The 16,186-nt window shown below is 55.8% G+C and carries 17 protein-coding genes and 1 other RNA gene; 7 read left to right on the top strand and 11 right to left on the bottom strand.

Features of this window, described 5'->3' with window-relative positions; all coding sequences use genetic code 11:
* Positions 1–60 precede the first annotated feature (60 nt).
* Complete coding sequence (gene cimA / locus B7E11_RS18545; protein WP_080837274.1) at positions 61–1,674, top strand: citramalate synthase; 1,614 nt, start codon at positions 61–63, stop codon at positions 1,672–1,674.
* A 63-nt stretch (positions 1,675–1,737) separates the two neighbouring features.
* Here cimA and B7E11_RS18540 read toward each other — a convergent pair whose 3' ends face one another.
* A complete protein-coding gene (locus tag B7E11_RS18540; protein ID WP_080837272.1) occupies positions 1,738–2,316 on the bottom strand; it encodes a TlpA family protein disulfide reductase in 579 nt (192 codons plus the stop codon).
* A gap of 157 nt (positions 2,317–2,473) precedes the next feature.
* Between B7E11_RS18540 and B7E11_RS18535 the strand changes: the two genes are divergently transcribed.
* Both B7E11_RS18535 and B7E11_RS18530 read left to right on the top strand, forming a co-directional pair.
* Positions 2,474–3,763, top strand: a complete 1,290-nt coding sequence (locus B7E11_RS18535) for an MFS transporter (protein ID WP_080837269.1) — start codon at positions 2,474–2,476, stop codon at positions 3,761–3,763.
* Between the two features lie 59 nt (positions 3,764–3,822).
* Positions 3,823–4,254: a M67 family metallopeptidase gene (locus B7E11_RS18530; protein ID WP_080837267.1), complete on the top strand. Its 432-nt coding sequence runs from the start codon at positions 3,823–3,825 to the stop codon at positions 4,252–4,254.
* Positions 4,255–4,256: 2 nt separating this feature from the next.
* Here the strand turns inward: B7E11_RS18530 and B7E11_RS18525 are convergent, their stop codons facing one another.
* Genes B7E11_RS18525 through B7E11_RS18515 form a run of 3 tightly spaced genes read right to left on the bottom strand, consistent with a single transcriptional unit; the run spans position 4,257 to position 7,502 of the window.
* Positions 4,257–4,994 carry an exonuclease domain-containing protein gene (locus B7E11_RS18525; RefSeq protein ID WP_080837265.1) on the bottom strand — a complete coding sequence of 246 codons (738 nt, stop codon included), beginning with the start codon at positions 4,992–4,994 and terminating at the stop codon, positions 4,257–4,259.
* Between the two features lie 5 nt (positions 4,995–4,999).
* Positions 5,000–6,079 carry a DUF294 nucleotidyltransferase-like domain-containing protein gene (locus tag B7E11_RS18520; RefSeq protein ID WP_080837260.1) on the bottom strand — a complete coding sequence of 360 codons (1,080 nt, stop codon included), beginning with the start codon at positions 6,077–6,079 and terminating at the stop codon, positions 5,000–5,002.
* 58 nt (positions 6,080–6,137) lie between these two features.
* On the bottom strand, positions 6,138–7,502 hold the full coding sequence (locus B7E11_RS18515) for an ammonium transporter (protein ID WP_080837258.1): 1,365 nt from the start codon (positions 7,500–7,502) through the stop codon (positions 6,138–6,140).
* Positions 7,503–7,953: 451 nt separating this feature from the next.
* On the opposite strand from B7E11_RS18515, the gene B7E11_RS18510 reads away from it, so the two are divergent.
* Positions 7,954–8,379 (top strand): MerR family transcriptional regulator, encoded by a 426-nt coding sequence (locus B7E11_RS18510; protein WP_080840881.1) that lies wholly within the window; start codon positions 7,954–7,956, stop codon positions 8,377–8,379.
* A gap of 33 nt (positions 8,380–8,412) precedes the next feature.
* A complete protein-coding gene (locus B7E11_RS18505; RefSeq protein WP_080837256.1) occupies positions 8,413–9,093 on the top strand; it encodes a zinc metallopeptidase in 681 nt (226 codons plus the stop codon).
* A gap of 232 nt (positions 9,094–9,325) precedes the next feature.
* Here the strand turns inward: B7E11_RS18505 and gltC are convergent, their stop codons facing one another.
* Together gltC and B7E11_RS18495 are read right to left on the bottom strand one after the other, a co-directional pair.
* Positions 9,326–10,246: a glutamate biosynthesis transcriptional regulator GltC gene (gltC, locus tag B7E11_RS18500; protein ID WP_080837252.1), complete on the bottom strand. Its 921-nt coding sequence runs from the start codon at positions 10,244–10,246 to the stop codon at positions 9,326–9,328.
* A gap of 56 nt (positions 10,247–10,302) precedes the next feature.
* The gene (locus B7E11_RS18495; protein ID WP_080837251.1) at positions 10,303–10,902 is read right to left on the bottom strand and encodes a rhomboid family intramembrane serine protease; all 600 of its coding nucleotides are present in this window, start codon (positions 10,900–10,902) and stop codon (positions 10,303–10,305) included.
* A gap of 149 nt (positions 10,903–11,051) precedes the next feature.
* Here B7E11_RS18495 and tpx point away from each other — a divergent pair, with 149 nt between their 5' ends.
* The gene (tpx, locus tag B7E11_RS18490; protein ID WP_080837249.1) at positions 11,052–11,570 is read left to right on the top strand and encodes a thiol peroxidase; all 519 of its coding nucleotides are present in this window, start codon (positions 11,052–11,054) and stop codon (positions 11,568–11,570) included.
* Positions 11,571–11,642: 72 nt separating this feature from the next.
* Here tpx and B7E11_RS18485 read toward each other — a convergent pair whose 3' ends face one another.
* The 4 genes from B7E11_RS18485 to cshA form a co-directional block, all read right to left on the bottom strand.
* Entirely contained in the window at positions 11,643–12,026 is a 384-nt protein-coding gene (locus B7E11_RS18485; RefSeq protein WP_080837246.1) for a DUF1499 domain-containing protein, read from the bottom strand.
* Positions 12,027–12,104: 78 nt separating this feature from the next.
* Positions 12,105–12,286, bottom strand: a non-coding RNA gene (ssrS, locus tag B7E11_RS18480) — 6S RNA.
* Between the two features lie 58 nt (positions 12,287–12,344).
* On the bottom strand, positions 12,345–13,112 hold the full coding sequence (locus B7E11_RS18475; RefSeq protein ID WP_080837243.1) for a YesL family protein: 768 nt from the start codon (positions 13,110–13,112) through the stop codon (positions 12,345–12,347).
* A gap of 59 nt (positions 13,113–13,171) precedes the next feature.
* Complete coding sequence (gene cshA, locus B7E11_RS18470; RefSeq protein ID WP_080837240.1) at positions 13,172–14,812, bottom strand: degradosome RNA helicase CshA; 1,641 nt, start codon at positions 14,810–14,812, stop codon at positions 13,172–13,174.
* A gap of 188 nt (positions 14,813–15,000) precedes the next feature.
* Between cshA and B7E11_RS18465 the strand changes: the two genes are divergently transcribed.
* Positions 15,001–15,834, top strand: a complete 834-nt coding sequence (locus B7E11_RS18465) for a YitT family protein (RefSeq protein WP_080837236.1) — start codon at positions 15,001–15,003, stop codon at positions 15,832–15,834.
* 119 nt (positions 15,835–15,953) lie between these two features.
* Here B7E11_RS18465 and B7E11_RS18460 read toward each other — a convergent pair whose 3' ends face one another.
* The gene (locus tag B7E11_RS18460; RefSeq protein WP_080837233.1) at positions 15,954–16,172 is read right to left on the bottom strand and encodes a DUF3906 family protein; all 219 of its coding nucleotides are present in this window, start codon (positions 16,170–16,172) and stop codon (positions 15,954–15,956) included.
* Positions 16,173–16,186 lie beyond the last annotated feature (14 nt).

Here is a 16,186-nt window from a genome sequence, read left to right as displayed (position 1 = left end):
ATTTGAGGCAAGGCATGGTATAATAGTTTCACTTGTTTTGAAGGAGGCATCCCGTTTTTCATGTCTACGTCCATCAGCATTTTCGATACGACTCTTCGCGACGGCACGCAAGGCGAAGGCATCAGCCTGACAGCGGAAGACAAGCTTAAAATTGCGGTTAAACTCGACGCGCTCGGCGTTCATTATATTGAAGGCGGAAATCCGGGAAGCAACGGCAAGGACATCGAGTTTTTCAAAAGAGCCCGCGCGATGAACATGCAGGCGAAGCTGACCGCTTTCGGCAGCACCCGGCGCAAAAACAGCACCTGCGAACAGGACGCCAACCTGCGCCATCTGATCGAATCCGGCGCGAAGGCGGCTACCCTGGTCGGCAAGTCGTGGGATTTTCACGTCCATACGGCGCTGCAAACGACCTTGGATGAAAATTTGGCGATGATTTACGAGTCGCTTGCATTCGTGAAGCGCCACGACATGGAAGCGATTTTCGACGCGGAGCACTTTTTCGACGGCTTCAAGGCCAATCCCGAATATGCCCTCTCGGCGCTCCGGAAAGCGAAGGAAGCCGGCACGGACTGGATCGTGCTGTGCGATACGAACGGCGGTACGCTGCCGTCCGAAATTCATGAAATCGTATCGCGCGTCGCGGCCGAAATCCAGGCGCCGATCGGCATTCATACGCACAACGACTGCGAGCTTGCGGTCGCCAATACGCTGGCCGCGGTTTCAGCCGGCGCAAGGCAGGTACAAGGCACGATCAACGGGTACGGCGAACGCTGCGGCAATGCGAATTTGTGCTCGATTTTGCCCACCCTCCAGCTGAAAATGGGGTACGATTGCATAACGAACGAACAGCTTCAATCGCTTACGAGCGTAGCGCGCTACGTTGGGGAAATCGCCAACGTCATGTTGCCCGTCAATCAGCCTTATGTCGGAACGGCCGCTTTTGCCCACAAAGGCGGAATCCACGTGTCCGCCATCATGAAAGATTCCAAAACGTACGAGCATATCGAGCCCGGCCTTGTCGGCAACAAGCAGCGGATTCTCGTCTCCGAGCTCGCCGGCCAGAGCAACATCGTGTCCAAAGCGCAGGAGCTTGGTCTCGATATCGCTTCGCACAGCGACAAATCGCGGGAAATCATCGACCGGGTCAAGGAACTCGAACATCAAGGGTACCAATTCGAAGGCGCGGACGCGTCGCTCGAGCTGCTGTTGCGGGAAGCGTTCGATGACGCGGTCGAAGTGTTCGCGATCGAATCGTTCAAAATCATGGTGGAAAAAACGAACGCCGGCATGACCTCGGAAGCGATCGTGCGATTGCATGTCGGGGACAATCACGTATACACCGTCGCCGAAGGAAACGGCCCGGTCAACGCGCTCGACAACGCGCTGCGCAAGGCGCTCGTCCAATACTTCCCCGGCATCGCCGACATTCACCTGAGCGATTACAAGGTCCGGGTGCTTGACGAAAAGGACGCGACCGCGGCCAAGGTGCGCGTCCTGATCGAGTCGACGGACTTCAAGGACACGTGGAGTACGGTCGGCGTTTCGTCCAACGTCATCGAAGCCAGCTGGGAGGCGCTCGTGGACAGCATCCGGTATGCCCTGCTGGGCATGCCGAAAAGTGCGGCCACCCCCGGTATCCAGCTGGAAGCGCACGGCTTGATCAATCATTAAAAGCACAGCCCCATAACGAAGGCCCCGCGTCGGTTCGACGGGGGCCTTTCGATTATTGCCGCGTTAAGCGTCCACAACTTCCCGAATCATGTCCTCCCACTTTTCCAACGGTTGAATCCCTTCGATCCGTTCGCGCACGACGCCGTTTTTATCGATGATGAAGCTGATCGGGTACGAAAAAACTTTGTACAGGTCGCCGGCTTTGTTGTCCGTATCCATAATGACCGGAAACGTTATTTGCTTCTCTTTCACGAAATCCTTCGCTCCGCGCACCGTATCGTACTTCGTCGCGTTAACGGCGTACAAATCCAGCTTATCCTTGTATTTATCGTAAATCGCCTGCAAGTCCGGAGCTTCCAGATCGCAGGGGCCGCACCACGAAGCCCAGAAATTGATAATGAGCGCCTTGTCCCTCGGCCCTCCGACATCGTACTGCGTTTGCTCGTCTATTGTGGCCAGAGAGAACGAAGGGGCAAGGGAACCCTCCACCGGCTCGACCTTCAGCGCTTCTCCCCCGGCTCCGGAAGTGGCCGCCGCCGAATCGTTCCTGTCGGCCTCTCCGCCCGATTGGTTCCACCACAGGACTGCCGCAACGGCTATGATGACAAGACCCAATATCGCCAAATTTCGTTTCATTCTCATCGTTTCCCTCTTTCGCGAATCCTTGGTTGCCTCTCTATATTACATGATAAGCCGCCCCGATTCCAACCATACCTTTCCTTTCCCGTCCCGGCATGATTCGCGTTTCGCGGGGGTACATTAGACCTGTTCGTTATCGAAACGTCCGAGGAGGAGCCGTATGGCAACCGCAGCATCCAAAAACCGTACCGCCGCCGGCAGCGCCGGATCGATATCGCGCGAACGCCAAAATTCGGGCCAAAAGACGTCGTCCGGCCGGAAATCGAAAACATGGGAGTACATCGCGCTGGCTTCCGTTCCGGTCGTGCTCGTGCTCGGCAACTCGATGATCGTGCCGATTTTGCCCACCTTGCAGCGCGAGCTTGGCATTTCGTCGCTGCAGAGCAGCCTGGTCATTACCTTGTTTTCGTTGACCGCCGCTTTTTTCATTCCGATCGCCGGTTTTTTGTCGGACCGGTTCGGCCGCAAATCCGTCATGATCCCCGCATTGGTCATTTACGGAGGAGCGGGCATCTTATCGGGGTTTGCCGCCGTTTGGCACAGCTACTGGCTTTTGCTCGTTTCGAGAGCCATTCAAGGAATCGGAGCGGCCGGAACGACGCCGATCGTCATGGCTTTGACAGGCGACCTGTATAAGGATGCGGAGGAAAGCCAGGCGCTTGGCCTGATCGAAGCCGCCAACGGCTCGGGCAAGGTCGTCAGTCCCATTATCGGCTCGTTGTTCGCTCTTATCGTCTGGTACGCGGTCTTCTTTTCCTTCTCGGCCTTTTGCCTGCTCGCCTTGATTGCCATCCTGGTTTGGATTAAGGAGCCGAAACGGGAAGCCGAGCCGATGAAGCTCAAGGAGTATACTTCGAAAATCGGCCAAATTTTCCGCCAGCACGGGAGATGGCTGTATGCTTCGTTTTGGGCGGGTACCGCCGCGCTGTTCGTCTTGTTCGGCGTCTTGTTTTATTTGTCCAATACGCTGGAAGAAGCCCCCTACAAGATCGAAGGCGTTCGAAAAGGGTTCATTCTCGCCATTCCTTTGTTCGGGATGGTGACGGCCGCGTACGTGACGGGGCATATTATCAAGAAAAACGGCGTGCTGATCCGCTGGATGATGAATATCGGACTTGTCCTGATGACCGTTTCGCTTGCCCTGACGATTTGGCTGAACCAGAATATTTACGTGTTCATCGGCCTGCTGACGACAAGCAGCATCGGAACCGGCATGCTTCTTCCTTGCCTCACGACGATGATCACGGGCATCGTAGAAAAAACCGAACGGGGCATGCTTACGTCGCTCTACAGCAGCCTGCGGTTTTTCGGGGTCGCGCTCGGACCACCCTTGTTCGGATGGATGATGGGGATATCCGACCGGACGGTGTTTATTTCGGTATCGATCCTGGCCGCCGTTACGCTCGTGCTCGTGTTTTTGTTCGTAAAACCCGCCAAGCAAGTCAAATAAGGAAAGTTGCCGTTCGGCCTCGTCTTCCCTCATACTGGAGGGGAGAGGAGGTTCTTTCCATGACCGCGATCCGCCAAGCGAATATGAGCGAAGCCGCGCGCGAGAAGCTGATCCGCGATTGCCTCGCGCGCGCGCCATACGAAACATGCGGCATCCTGTTGGGCACGATCGAAAACGATCGCCTGTACGCGGACGAACATCGGCTCGTGCGAAACGCAAGCGCGGAGCCCTTCGCGACGTTTCGGTTCGATCCGGCCGATTGGGTTCGCGTTTATTACGACGCACAAAAAAACCAACGAAGCATCGTCGGTATTTTTCATTCCCACCCGCAGGGGTCCCCCACGCCGAGCGCTCTCGATCGGGCGGGTTGGGACGGCTGGGCCACTTATTGGATTGTATCGCTCGCCGACGGGCATGCGAACGTTCATGTTTTCGGTCGCACGCCATGGAACGAATGGACAAAAATCGCGACAAACCCGAAACCCCGGTAAGGTTAATGCCTGCTTAAATAGGCGTACAGGTCGCCGAGAGTCGATACTTGCTTCGCGCGAATAATTTCGAGCAGGCGGAACCACAGCTTGGCGGTCATGACCGAATCGTGAAGCGCATGATGTCGCACCGTAACTTCCACGTGATACGTCTCCAGCAATTCATCGAGCCCGTAGCTCATTCGTTTCGGTTCCAGCCATTTTGCCACCATCATCGTATCCAGCACGCGGTGGGTCAGATTGATTTTGGACGTTTTCCATAAGGCCGCATTCAAAAACTGCTTGTCGTGCCCGCTGCCGTGGGCAATCAGCACGCGCTTGCCGGCAAAATCCATAAAATCGTGCAAGCCTTGCACGAGCTCGGGAGCGTTTTCCGCCATTTCATTCGTAATGCCCGTCAATTCCGTAATATGGCGGGGAACTTTGCGCTTCGGATTGACGAGCGTATAGAACGGTTCGGCATCCTGCAGCTCCCCGCCCTTCGTCAGCACGCCCCCGATCGATAAAATTTCGTCCCCGTTATACGGGTGAAAACCGGTCGTTTCAAGATCGAACACGACGGTTTCCAGCTCGTCCAGCGGCGTGTCCAGCAGCGATTCCTTGCGCTGCTCGCGAGACATCGAACGGATGAACGCCACCTGCTGCGCATGGTTGGAACCGAGCATCGACGCGATCGCCGGGGTAATGCCGCCTTGCTTATACAAGTGCCACATTCGTCCCATCGGACTTTTGGGCTCTTTCATGATGTTCACCTCCCGCCGAAGCGGTCACGAATCCCCTTTTCCAGTTGGCGTTGAAGCTTCCTTCCGAGTCTCAACGCTTTCTTCAAAGGTTTGGTCCATTCCGACGCCAAAAGCTTGACCGGAACTTTGCCGGACCCGATCCATTGGCCGTCTTCCATCTTTGCCATGGACAGCAAACGCAAACGCAAAAATAACGTAAACGCTTCGTTCGCCGCGAGCTGCTCGCGCTCCGTAATCAGCCCGGCATCCGCGAGCGCCCGAATCCGCCCGAGCGTGCTCGTTTCCCGAATGTCGGCTTTGATGGCAAGCAAGCGGAACACGTTCACCATCGGAATATAAGCGCCGTATTTGATGTCAAGGCTGCCCGCCTCTTCCCCGTAGCTTTCGGTCAGCAATTGACCGAAAACGCCGATCAGCACTTTATGCCGCAGCGTATTTTCCATCATGCGGCGCGCGATAACCGGATTGTGCAGCACATCCCGGTAAAATCGGTTTTTCCATTGCGTCGCGAGCGCCTCGTTCCCGTAAACGAAACGGGCGTCCGCCACGATGAGCAAGTAACGCACATGCTCCCAGCTCGGTTCGTCGAACCAGCCGTCGAGCTTTGCTTCCCACCCCGTCATGGACAAGCACCATTCGGGATTCGAGGCGATGACATTCCCCTCGCAAGGAGGATACCCCGCCTCGACGAGCCGTTCGACCGCTACGCGTCCCAACTCCCGAAAATACGGCTCGCAGCGAGCGGCGTCGGCCGTTTCGCCCGGGTCCGCGTAGACGATCGCGCTGTCCTGATCGCTGCTCATCGTCTGCTCGCTCCTCCCGCCGCTGCCGAACAGCACGTAAGCGTAAGGCACGGGCGGATTTCCGAATCCGGTCCGTTCCAACTCGCTTTCGGCAAGTTCGAGCGCGCGGACGATGATGGCGTCGTGCAGCTCGTTCAATTGTTGAATCACTTGTATCCCCGGAGAAGAGGAGAGAACCGCCGACAAGCGGTTCTGCTCCTCTTCCCGAATCGATCTCAGCTCTTCCGGATTTCCGGCGCCGGTGACGTTAAGCAACCGCTCCTGCCTGTGCAGACTGGACATGCGGGCTTTTTCCCTCCTGTTGAACGCCGGTAATCAAGCGATAGGTATTGATCCGAACTTACACCGACGTCGTGCCTGGTTTTTTGATGGCTTCCGGATAGCCGTAGTTGCCGTGCTCGCTAAGGTCCAGACCGAGAATTTCTTGTTCTTCGGAGACGCGCAGGCCGATGACTTGCTTGATGACCCACAGGACGATAAACGAAGCAAGGAAGGCGAAGGCGCCGCAAACGACGACCGATTCGAATTGAACCCACAACTGTTCGCCGCCGCCGCCGTAGAACAGTCCGGGTCTGCCCGTTGCCGTTCTTTCGACAAGCTCCGGAGTCGCAAAGAAACCATTCGCCAGCGTACCCCAAACTCCTGCCGCTCCGTGCACGGACATTGCCGCAATCGGATCGTCGACTTTGATTTTTTCGAAGAAGTTCATGCAGAAGAAGACGAGTACGCCTGCGATCAGGCCGATCACGACGGCTGCCCAAGGCTCTACGAAGGCGCAGGATGCGGTGATGGCGACAAGGCCCGCCAGCGCGCCGTTCAGCGTAACGCCGATATCCGCTTTGCCTTTTACGATCCAGGAGATAAGCAGCGCGGCTACCGCGCCGCCCGCAGCGCCCAGTTGCGTCGTGAACGCGACGTAAGCAAAGAAGCCGTCGCCGATGCCGACCGTGGAACCTGCGTTGAATCCGAACCAGCCAACCCACAGAAGGAGAACGGCCAGGGACGTGTAGACTTGGTTGTGACCGAGAATTTCGTTGGCGGAACCGTCCTTGTTGTATTTGCCGATCCGCGGCTTGAGCAGAATCGTAGCGGCAAGCGCGGCCATCGCGCCGGTCAAGTGCACGACCGTGGAACCTGCGAAGTCTTGCGCGCCGTCCGCGAACAGCCAGCCGCCGCCCCAGATCCAGTGCGCGATAATCGGATAAATAACGCCGGCAAAAATAACCGTGAAGATCAGGTAAACCGACAGTTTGGCGCGTTCGGCGAATCCGCCCCAGGCGATCGACAGCGAGACCGCCGCGAAAGCAAGTTGGAAGACGAAGAACACGGCCGACGGATAGCTGTCTTCCGCGCCGGCCGTAATGGCCGGATTAAAGAAAAAGTTGCCGAGCCCGATAAACTTGTTCAGCCCTTCGCCCGCATCCCCACCGAATGCGAAGCCGTAGCCGACGGCCCAATAGACCAGGGAACAAAGACCTACCGTGAAAATCGTTTTGCCTGCAACGTGACCCGCGTTTTTCATTCGGGTCGAACCGGTCTCTAGCAGGATGAATCCGCCTTGCATAAGCAGGACGAGTATAGCGGCAACCATGATCCACAGTGCGTTTAGTCCCATCGCTGGCGACGGTTCACCATCCGCTGCGAACGCCATCGTCGGGAAAAGCACGAGTAAAGCCGCGATTGCCATTAGACTCTTCTTAACCATTTGCCGACCACTCCCCAAATTGTGATATTTCATAACATTTCAAGAAAGGCTTAGTGCCATTATAGTAAGAAGTTCACGATTTGACAATATGAAATTATGATAATTGTTAATGAAAAACGAAAAATACCTAACATTAGATTCGATTCAAGGCCCGAACGTTAAGAAATAACCTTATTTTCCAATGATTTTTTCACTTGAATAAGGATTTAGTCCTATATCGCATTTTTGTCGTTATTTCACAAAATATAGGCATTTCTCGATTTCTGACATGAATCTTATGTGACTTTTCCTTCCCCGTTTAAATTGCCGTAATTTCGTCAAATGTTCCAAAAGCATCACGTTTGACTGTATGGTTCCGGATCGGTATGATAACAATAGATAAGAATATGGATGTTATTAAGGAAAGAAGGTGGCTGTTGTGCGTCATGGATCGCCCGAAAAGAATCGCAACATGTATCGAATCGGGGAATTGGCCCGACTTGCCGGCATCAGTCCCCGAACCATCGATTATTACACAGGTTTGGGTCTCCTGTCCCCCGTCAAACGTTCCGGAGGAAATTATCGGCTGTACGACGATGAAACTTTGGAGCGAATACGCCGTATTGAACAGTTGAAAGCTCAGAAATTTTCCCTGGAGGAAATTCGGGAGAAATTCGCCGCGTTGAGCCGGGTAACTCCCGACGAGCAAGTGTCGCGCAAGCTGGCGGATTTGCAGAGCCATCTCGTTCAGCTGGAACGGGAAGTCAAGGAGCTGGAACCGGTGCTGGAGCAATTGAAGCCCCAGCAGGCCAAGCGCTTGTACCGGACCCTTTCCCCGCAAACGGCCGCCTGCGTCGAAGCCCTGCTGCTGCTTCTGAGCAAGAGCAACTTGATGTAAGCCGTCCGAGCCAATTTAATGGAGGTATCGACTATGAACTCTAACTGGATGTACATTCCGATTATTCTCGCTTTTCTATTGTCGCTATGGGCGCAATTCCGCGTCAGCGGAACGTTTAACCGCTTTTCGGAAACCCGGGCCAGCAGCGGAATGACCGGTTACGATGCCGCAAGACGAATGCTGGACCGCAACGGCCTGCACGACGTGCCGATCGAGCCCGTACCCGGCAAGCTGTCGGACCACTACGATCCGATCAACCGCGTCGTCCGCTTGTCGGAGCCGGTATATTACGAAAGCTCCATTTCCGCGATCTCCGTCGCTTGCCACGAAGTCGGCCACGCCATTCAGCACAAGGAGCATTATCCGGCGCTCGTGCTTCGCCACCGGATGTTCCCGGTCGTCAACATCGCGTCCGGCATCGCGCCCTTCCTGTTGATCGCCGGCTTCCTGTTCAGCTCGTTTAACCTGATCGGACTGGGCATCATCTTTTTCTCGGCTGCCGTAGCGTTCCAGCTTGTGACGCTGCCCGTCGAGTTCAACGCCAGCTCCAGAGCGCGCAGGCTGATGGTCGCCGAAGGGTTTATCGCCGGCGACGAAGAGCGCGGAGTCGCGAAAGTGCTCAATGCGGCGGCTCTCACCTACGTAGCGGCCGCGCTGGTCTCCCTGCTCGAACTGATCCGGCTGATTCTAATGTTCGTCAACAACCGCGAATAACGAAACGGCAAGGGGCTGTCCCAATGGTCGAACGGACCTAAGGGACGGCCCTTTTTTGCTTAAAGATAGACGAAGCAAAAGAAACCGCTCTTGGGCAAAACGGAAGCGGCGAGCAACCATTCGCCAAGAGAGAATGGAAGTGTCGAGCAGACCGTTATTTCGAATGACCAGCCGCTTCCGGCCTCAACGAAACGAGATAACGGCCTCCGCGGGCCGTTATCTCGTTAATCCTTTAATTTCGGGCATTCGATTGGGACTTGTCGTATTCGCTGCGGAAATATTCCAGGACGAAATGATGGAACAATCGGACGACCGGCGAAGGCTTCTCGCCGGCCCGGCGGATGAGGCCGATCGTTCGCGTCACGCGCGGCTCCTCGATTTTGACGACGGCCGGCATCATCGTTCCGGTGTGATGGAGCGCCATCTCCGGAAGCAAGCTGACGCCCATGCCGGCGGCAACGAGCCCGCGGATCGTGTCCGTTTCTTCTCCTTCAAATCCGATCCGCGGCAAAAATCCCGCCGCCTTGCAGGCCTCCCATACGATCGGACGCAAGGAGTACGGATTGCTGAACAACACGAAGTATTCATCCTTAAGCGCGCGCAAATGAATCGACTTCTCATTGGCGAGCGGATGATTTTGCGGAAGGATGGCGAACAATTCTTCCGTCAGGACGATTTCTCCCGTTACCGATTCGTTCTTTTCCGGGAAGGGAGAAATAAACGCCAAGTCCACCTCCGCTTCGACGATATCGCGAATCAGCGAAGCGTACATCCCCTGGCGGAAACGGAATTTGACCTGGGGATGGACTTTGCGAAAAGCCGCAATGACCTGGGGAATCAGCAGAATGCCGAGGCTGTGCGGAAAGCCGAGACGAATCTCGCCGGCTTCGGGGTCCACGAATTCGTGAATTTCCGTCACCGCGTTGTCCAGGTCCTGCAAAATGCACTCGGCCCGCTTCAGAAACAAATGGCCCACGGGCGTCAATTGCACGTTGCGCCCCCGCTGCATGAACAGCTGAACCCCCAACTCTTCCTCCAGCCGGTGAATTTGGCGGCTTACCGCCGATTGTGCCACGTGCAGTTCTTCAGCCGCTTTTGTCACATGCTGCAGTTTCGCAACGCGGATAAAATACTGCAGTTGTCGCAGTTCCAACTCAAGTCAAACTCCTTCCGCAATGTCCGGGATGAACTCTCGAACTTCCGCCGTCGTCAGCGGGCGATTTTTCCGCCCAATATTTTGTAAAAAACAAATCCCGCCGCAAGCCCCCCTATATGCGCCCAATAGCCGATATTCGGGACAAGGAAGGAATGGATAAGCCCCATGGCCAAAATAGCGTAGACGGTCGTACGGGACGCCTGGTCAAGCATCTGGCGCTGGAACACCGTCATGTACAGATAAGCGCCGTAAATGCCGTAAATCGCGCTGGAAGCCCCCACACCCACCCAAAAACCGGACCCCGCCAGCATAACCGCCGCCAGATTGCCGAACATGCCGGAAACGACGTAAAACAGCGCGAACCGGACATGGCCGAAAATCCGTTCGAGCGGCGGGGCGAACACGAACAGCGCGAACATGTTGAAGAGCAAATGGGACCAGCTTCCGTGAAGGAACAGCGCGGTAATGTAGCGCCACACCTGATTGAGGCCCTCGACGTTCGTCAAAGCGCCGAATTCGATCAGATGAAAGATCCCCGTCCCCCCGGTCGCCGTCAAGACGATAAACATGGCGATGCAGGCCGCGATCAGGAACGTATTCACCGGATAAAGCCGAATGTATTGGCGAAAGCTTTCGTAACGCAGGAAAATCAAATCGATCCGCTCCTTTTCCGACGGCGCCCGGTTTCCATGGAATGGACAACCGCGTTTCTCAACGATTATAATAAATTCGGCAAGCTTATCAAAGTCTGGGTTTTCCAGTCCGAACCCGGCTCTATTCCCTGGAGGAGGTAATTCCGAATATGAGTCAAGAACGCGCAGGCGCAGCAACGTTTAAAGGCAACCCGATTACGCTCATCGGCCCCGAGCTCAAAGCAGGCGATCAGGCACCCGACTTCGTCTTGAACAAAAATCTGCTGGAAACCGTCTCCCTCAAAGATTTCGCGGGCAAAATCAAGCTAATCAGCGTCGTGCCTTCGATCGATACCGGCGTATGCGACGCGCAAACGCGCCGCTTCAACGAAGAGGCTTCCAAGCTCGGCGACGATGTCGTCGTCCTGACGGTCAGCGCCGATCTCCCGTTCGCGCAAGCCCGCTGGTGCGGAGCGGCCGGAGTCGATCGCGTCGTCATGCTGTCCGACTACAAAGACAACAACTTCGGTAAATCATACGGCGTTTTGATCAAAGAGTTTCAACTTGATCTCCGCTCGATTTTCGTTCTCGACAAAAACGATCAAATTACGTACGTCGAAGTGCTGGGCGAAATGACGGAGCACCCGAATTACGAGTCCGCCGTCGCCGCCGTCAAAAGCTTGCTGTAATCGTAAACCCGAAGGAACATAACAAAAGCGAGGCAGGCCGCGCGCCTTCCTCGCTTTATTATCGTATGCCGATTAACGCTTGTAAGCGGCAAGCTTCTTATCGAGCACCGCATAAATCTCCTGTATGACCCGGTAATTGGCGCCAAGATCGCCAAGCGATCCGCGGGAGGCCGAATAGATATCGACGGCCGAATTTCCGGGGCCGGTTCCGACGACCTGGACGGTAATGTCCATCGTACGGCCGGACAGCGTGCGCTTTTCCATGACGATTTCGCCGATGGTCGGCACTTCATGCAAGACGCGGTAGCCTTGCATCTTCTTGAGGATCGAGCCGACCTCTTCCCAAGCGCGGTCCTTGGACAGACGATAATAATGGGATTTCAGTTTCGGATCTTTGGCCCTGTCGCCGGTATGCTCCTGACTTCGAAACAATCCGATGAGTATTCGCTTTAGCAATACACTCTCTCCCTCCGGGTGCCAACTGTGCCAATTCTAATCTTACCACGTCAGTCCCGGGGTGAAAACAGTGAGATGAGAAAACCCGCCTATGCCGTTCGACGTGCAAGTTTCTGAACCCGCTCTCGCAGGTGGGTGTCCGCATCCGAGTTTTTGAAGTCCCCTTTAGGGGGCGTGACAGCCGCTCGGTCATATGAGACTCCCGATGAAACAGCATTGGTTCAAAACAATAAGCGCCGTAACGTACATCGCAGGAAGTACTCCCATTATAACATGCACCGTTCAAAAGTAAACCCGGGACCTGCTGGCATCGCCGACTTATTTGCCCTTCTCCTCTTCGTCTTTCATCTCCGATTCGTCCAGCGGCAGATCGTCTTCCTGGCCTTGCGCCTGCTGCGCTTTCATCTGCATTTTCTGAATCGTATGATAAAAATTGAAGAACGCGACGACCGCGACGATGCTGCCCATGAAAAACGGAATCAAAAAGGTGAACTGGAAAAAGCTCAAATAGATGACGAATGCGCTTATAATCGCCGTCGACAGCGAGCGAAGCGGACGCCCGATCGTCAGGATCAAAGCGTTTTTGAGCAATTGAAACGTTTTCATATGAAAGTGGGACAGAAGCGAGAAAAACTGAAACAATGAAATGAACAGCAGAACCATCAGCGCGAGGAACAGGATCGCCACGACGCCGAACCCTTCCAAATCCCTTAAATACACCTGATAGTCAACGATAAGGATAAAGAACAGGACCGCATACAAAAGCCCCCCAAGCATCGCCTGAAGGTAATTTTGCTTGTAATTGCGGAAAAACGTTTTGAACAGAGGGACGTCCGTCTCCCCCATCACCCATTTCCGGGCGACCGAGAACATGGCCGAGGTCGCCGGAAAAAAAGTGAACGGGAGCAGGATGGCGATCAGGATCATCGTTGAAATAAATTGATCCGTCGTTTCCGATTGCAGCAGCACCAGAAACATATACCAAACCGGCAGGGAACAGACGATCCACAGCACGTTGGTCACGGACAAACGCATAATCCATTCGGAAATTTTGTAAAAACCGCCCATCATGCCCCGCATTTCCATAGGATTTCCTCCTAGATGACGTGATCTCGATTTAATCTGCCGTCGTTACCGCGCCGATGTCAAATGTTGACGAAATCCTCGCTTTGCGAACGTGTATTGCGCGTATCGTCTCGTTGATCGTTGCGTCTGCCGCGGGAACCGCCGTCGCGGAACGTAGACGAGGAGTCATCGCGCCAGCTGCGTCCGCTGTTGCCGCCGCCTTCGCGATACGGTCTGCGGTTGCCGCCGCCGTAGCCTCCGCGATATCCGCCTTGGCCTTGACCGCCGCCTTGCCGCCAGCCGCCGTCGCGATTGCCGCCGCCGGGACCGTTGTATCGGCGCCCTTGACCGCCGTAACCGCCGCCGCCGCGTCCGTCGAATTTGCGTTTCTTCGAGCGGATCGGATCTTCCGGCGTAAGCTCGACGGAGACGTCGTTCTTGTCGCCCGCGAGAAGCTTCATCGCGGCGGAGAGCAGCTGAATCGAATCGTACTGCTCGAGCAATTGCGTCGCCGCCCACTTGAACGAGGACAGGTCCTCCTCGTTGCCGATCGCTTCGATCAGCCGGTCCGCGATGACGCGCTGCTTGCCTTCCATCGCTTCGGCAACCGTCGGCAGCGCCTTCTTGGCGATGCGGATGCGGTTAACGCGCTCGATAAAATGCAGGTGATCCGTCTCGCGCGGCGTGACGAACGTCCAGGAAGTCCCTTCCTTGCCCGCGCGGCCCGTACGGCCGATGCGGTGAACGTAGCTTTCCGGATCTTGCGGCAAATCGAAGTTGATGACGTGGGTAACGCCCGAGATGTCGAGACCGCGCGCAGCGACGTCGGTTGCCACGAGCACGTCGATGCTTCCGTCGCGGAATTTGCGCATGACCGCGTCGCGCTGGTTCTGCGACAGATCCCCGTGCAGCCCGTCAGCCGCGTATCCGCGCTTCATGAGCGCTTCGGACAGCTCCGCCACGCGGCGCTTCGTGCGCCCGAAGACGATCGCCAATTCCGGCGGCTCCATGTCGAGCAGGCGGGAAAGGCCGTCAAACTTCATGCGCTCCTGAACTTCGATGTAGAACTGCTGGATGGAAGCATTCGTCTGGTGCGTCTTGGGAATGACCGAAATATGCTCGGGGTCGCGCAAAAACTGCTGGGCCAGCTTTTGGATGTTCGGAGGCATCGTCGCCGAGAACAGCAGCGTTTGACGCTCTTCCGGAACGAGCTTGAGGATGGATTGAATATCGTCCATAAAGCCCATGTCGAGCATTTCGTCCGCTTCGTCCAGGACGACCGTCTGAACGTCGTCAAGGCGGATCGTCTTCCGGTTAATGTGGTCGAGAAGCCGTCCCGGCGTCCCGATAATGATCTGCGGCTTGCGTCTCAAGCCCCGGATTTGCCGGCCGATGTCCTGGCCGCCGTAAATCGCCAAAGAGCGCAAACCTTTGAACCGTCCGAGCTTTTCGATTTCTTCCGCAACCTGAATGGCAAGCTCGCGGGTAGGCGCCATGATCAGCGTGACGATGCGATCTTCGTTGGCCGCGATGCGGCTGACGAGCGGAATGCCGAAGGCGGCCGTTTTGCCTGTGCCCGTCTGGGCCTGGCCGATCATATCCTTACCGCTTAGAGCGACCGGAATCGCCTGGGCCTGGATGGGAGTCGGTTCTTCGTAACCAAGTTCCGAAATGGCTTGCAGCACGTCGGGCTCCAAACCGAATTGTGAAAATGTACTCAAATTGTTTTCAAACTCCTTCTGTTATGGGCCTTCTTTAAAGCTAATTGCGTCCCAAAAAATATACATTCCATTATAACACACAATCGACATCCAACACCAGCAAAGGTAAAACCGCATGCCTTCCAAAGCGAAGGGAACCCTAAATCCATCGCACATCGAATCGTATCGGCGGAGGAAAATCGTTCCCGATGAAAACCATTTTGCACGAATTGCCGGCTGTCGGACTTATCGTTCTGTGCGCCGCGGTCATCTCCGCCGGGTTCCAGCTGCTGCTTATTCCCCAGGAAATGCTCAGCGGCGGCATATCCGGCGTCGCCATGATCGTCGGTTACGTAACGGGTCTCAACATCGGCTGGCTTTATTTTGCCTTAAACGTCCCCGTTCTATTGTGGGGCTGGAAAGCGCTCGGCAAACGTTTCGTTTTGCTCAGTCTCGTTTCCGTGATTTCCGTTTCGGTGTTCATGCAGCTCATCCCCGTACGCCCCTTTTCGGGGGAGCCCGTCTTATCCGCCGTATTCGGAGGCGTTCTGGTCGGAGCCGGCACCGCCGTTTCGCTTCGTTACGGAGGCTCTACCGGCGGGTTCGACATCATCGCCTCCATCATTTCCCGCTCGCGCAATTTGCCCGTCGGGGCGCTCCTGTTGGCGTTGAACGGAATCGTCGTCGCCGCCCTCGCCCTTTACGCCCGCAACGCGGATGCAGCCCTATATTCTATGCTGTCGATCTTCGCAACGGGAAAAGTAATTGACGCCGTTCACACGCCTCACCGGAAGGTTACGGCGTTCATCGTCACGAACCGGGCGGAGGAGCTCGCCGAAAAGCTCCTGCGAATTCCCCGCGGCGCGACCTTGCTGAAAACGAAAGGCGCGTTTACGAGCGCAGAACGGGATTTGCTGATGACGGTGACGACCCGTTACGAGCTTGCCGATTTGCGAAAGCTGGTCAAGGAAACGGACCCGCAAGCGTTCGTCAACGTCGTTCAGACAGTAGACGTCATCGGAGAGTTTCGGCAAAAACGCTAAGCGAGAACCGAACGGAGCGCCAAAGCGCCGGCACGCGTTCTATAGCATGCGCAATTTTCGGCGAAACGGAAAGGCTGCTTCCCATGGGCGGCGGATCGCCGGGGAGCAGCCTTTTCCTTTTATCCGAGCCGGCCGTTATGCTCAACGACGTAGCCTGCTCCTTTTACGGCACGGCGCTTTTCGATCAGCACAAGCTCGCGCACGTCCTGCTTGCCGACAAAATGCCGCTCGAGATGGACTTCGGCCTGCTCCATCGCTTCGGCGTCGGAATCGCCCATCACGATCATCGTGACGCCGGGCCGATCGCCGAACACTGCCTCCAGCTTGTACAAGTACATATAGGCGTCCCCGT

Origin of the sequence: Cohnella massiliensis, from assembly GCF_900169535.1 — a bacterium.
Classification (GTDB): Bacteria; Bacillota; Bacilli; order Paenibacillales; family Paenibacillaceae; genus Cohnella; species Cohnella algarum.
This window is presented reverse-complemented; position numbering and strand designations above follow the sequence as displayed.

Excerpts from the sequence above, each read along its gene's own strand:
- cimA (WP_080837274.1), top strand. The coding sequence starts at position 61 with ATGTCTACGTCCATCAGCATTTTCGATACGACTCTTCGCGACGGCACG.
- B7E11_RS18540 (WP_080837272.1), bottom strand. The coding sequence starts at position 2,316 with ATGAGAATGAAACGAAATTTGGCGATATTGGGTCTTGTCATCATAGCC.
- B7E11_RS18535 (WP_080837269.1), top strand. The coding sequence starts at position 2,474 with ATGGCAACCGCAGCATCCAAAAACCGTACCGCCGCCGGCAGCGCCGGA.
- B7E11_RS18530 (WP_080837267.1), top strand. The coding sequence starts at position 3,823 with ATGACCGCGATCCGCCAAGCGAATATGAGCGAAGCCGCGCGCGAGAAG.
- B7E11_RS18525 (WP_080837265.1), bottom strand. The coding sequence starts at position 4,994 with ATGAAAGAGCCCAAAAGTCCGATGGGACGAATGTGGCACTTGTATAAG.
- B7E11_RS18520 (WP_080837260.1), bottom strand. The coding sequence starts at position 6,079 with ATGTCCAGTCTGCACAGGCAGGAGCGGTTGCTTAACGTCACCGGCGCC.
- B7E11_RS18515 (WP_080837258.1), bottom strand. The coding sequence starts at position 7,502 with ATGGTTAAGAAGAGTCTAATGGCAATCGCGGCTTTACTCGTGCTTTTC.
- B7E11_RS18510 (WP_080840881.1), top strand. The coding sequence starts at position 7,954 with ATGTATCGAATCGGGGAATTGGCCCGACTTGCCGGCATCAGTCCCCGA.
- B7E11_RS18505 (WP_080837256.1), top strand. The coding sequence starts at position 8,413 with ATGAACTCTAACTGGATGTACATTCCGATTATTCTCGCTTTTCTATTG.
- tpx (WP_080837249.1), top strand. The coding sequence starts at position 11,052 with ATGAGTCAAGAACGCGCAGGCGCAGCAACGTTTAAAGGCAACCCGATT.
- B7E11_RS18475 (WP_080837243.1), bottom strand. The coding sequence starts at position 13,112 with ATGGAAATGCGGGGCATGATGGGCGGTTTTTACAAAATTTCCGAATGG.
- B7E11_RS18465 (WP_080837236.1), top strand. The coding sequence starts at position 15,001 with ATGAAAACCATTTTGCACGAATTGCCGGCTGTCGGACTTATCGTTCTG.
- B7E11_RS18460 (WP_080837233.1), bottom strand. The coding sequence starts at position 16,172 with ATGTACTTGTACAAGCTGGAGGCAGTGTTCGGCGATCGGCCCGGCGTC.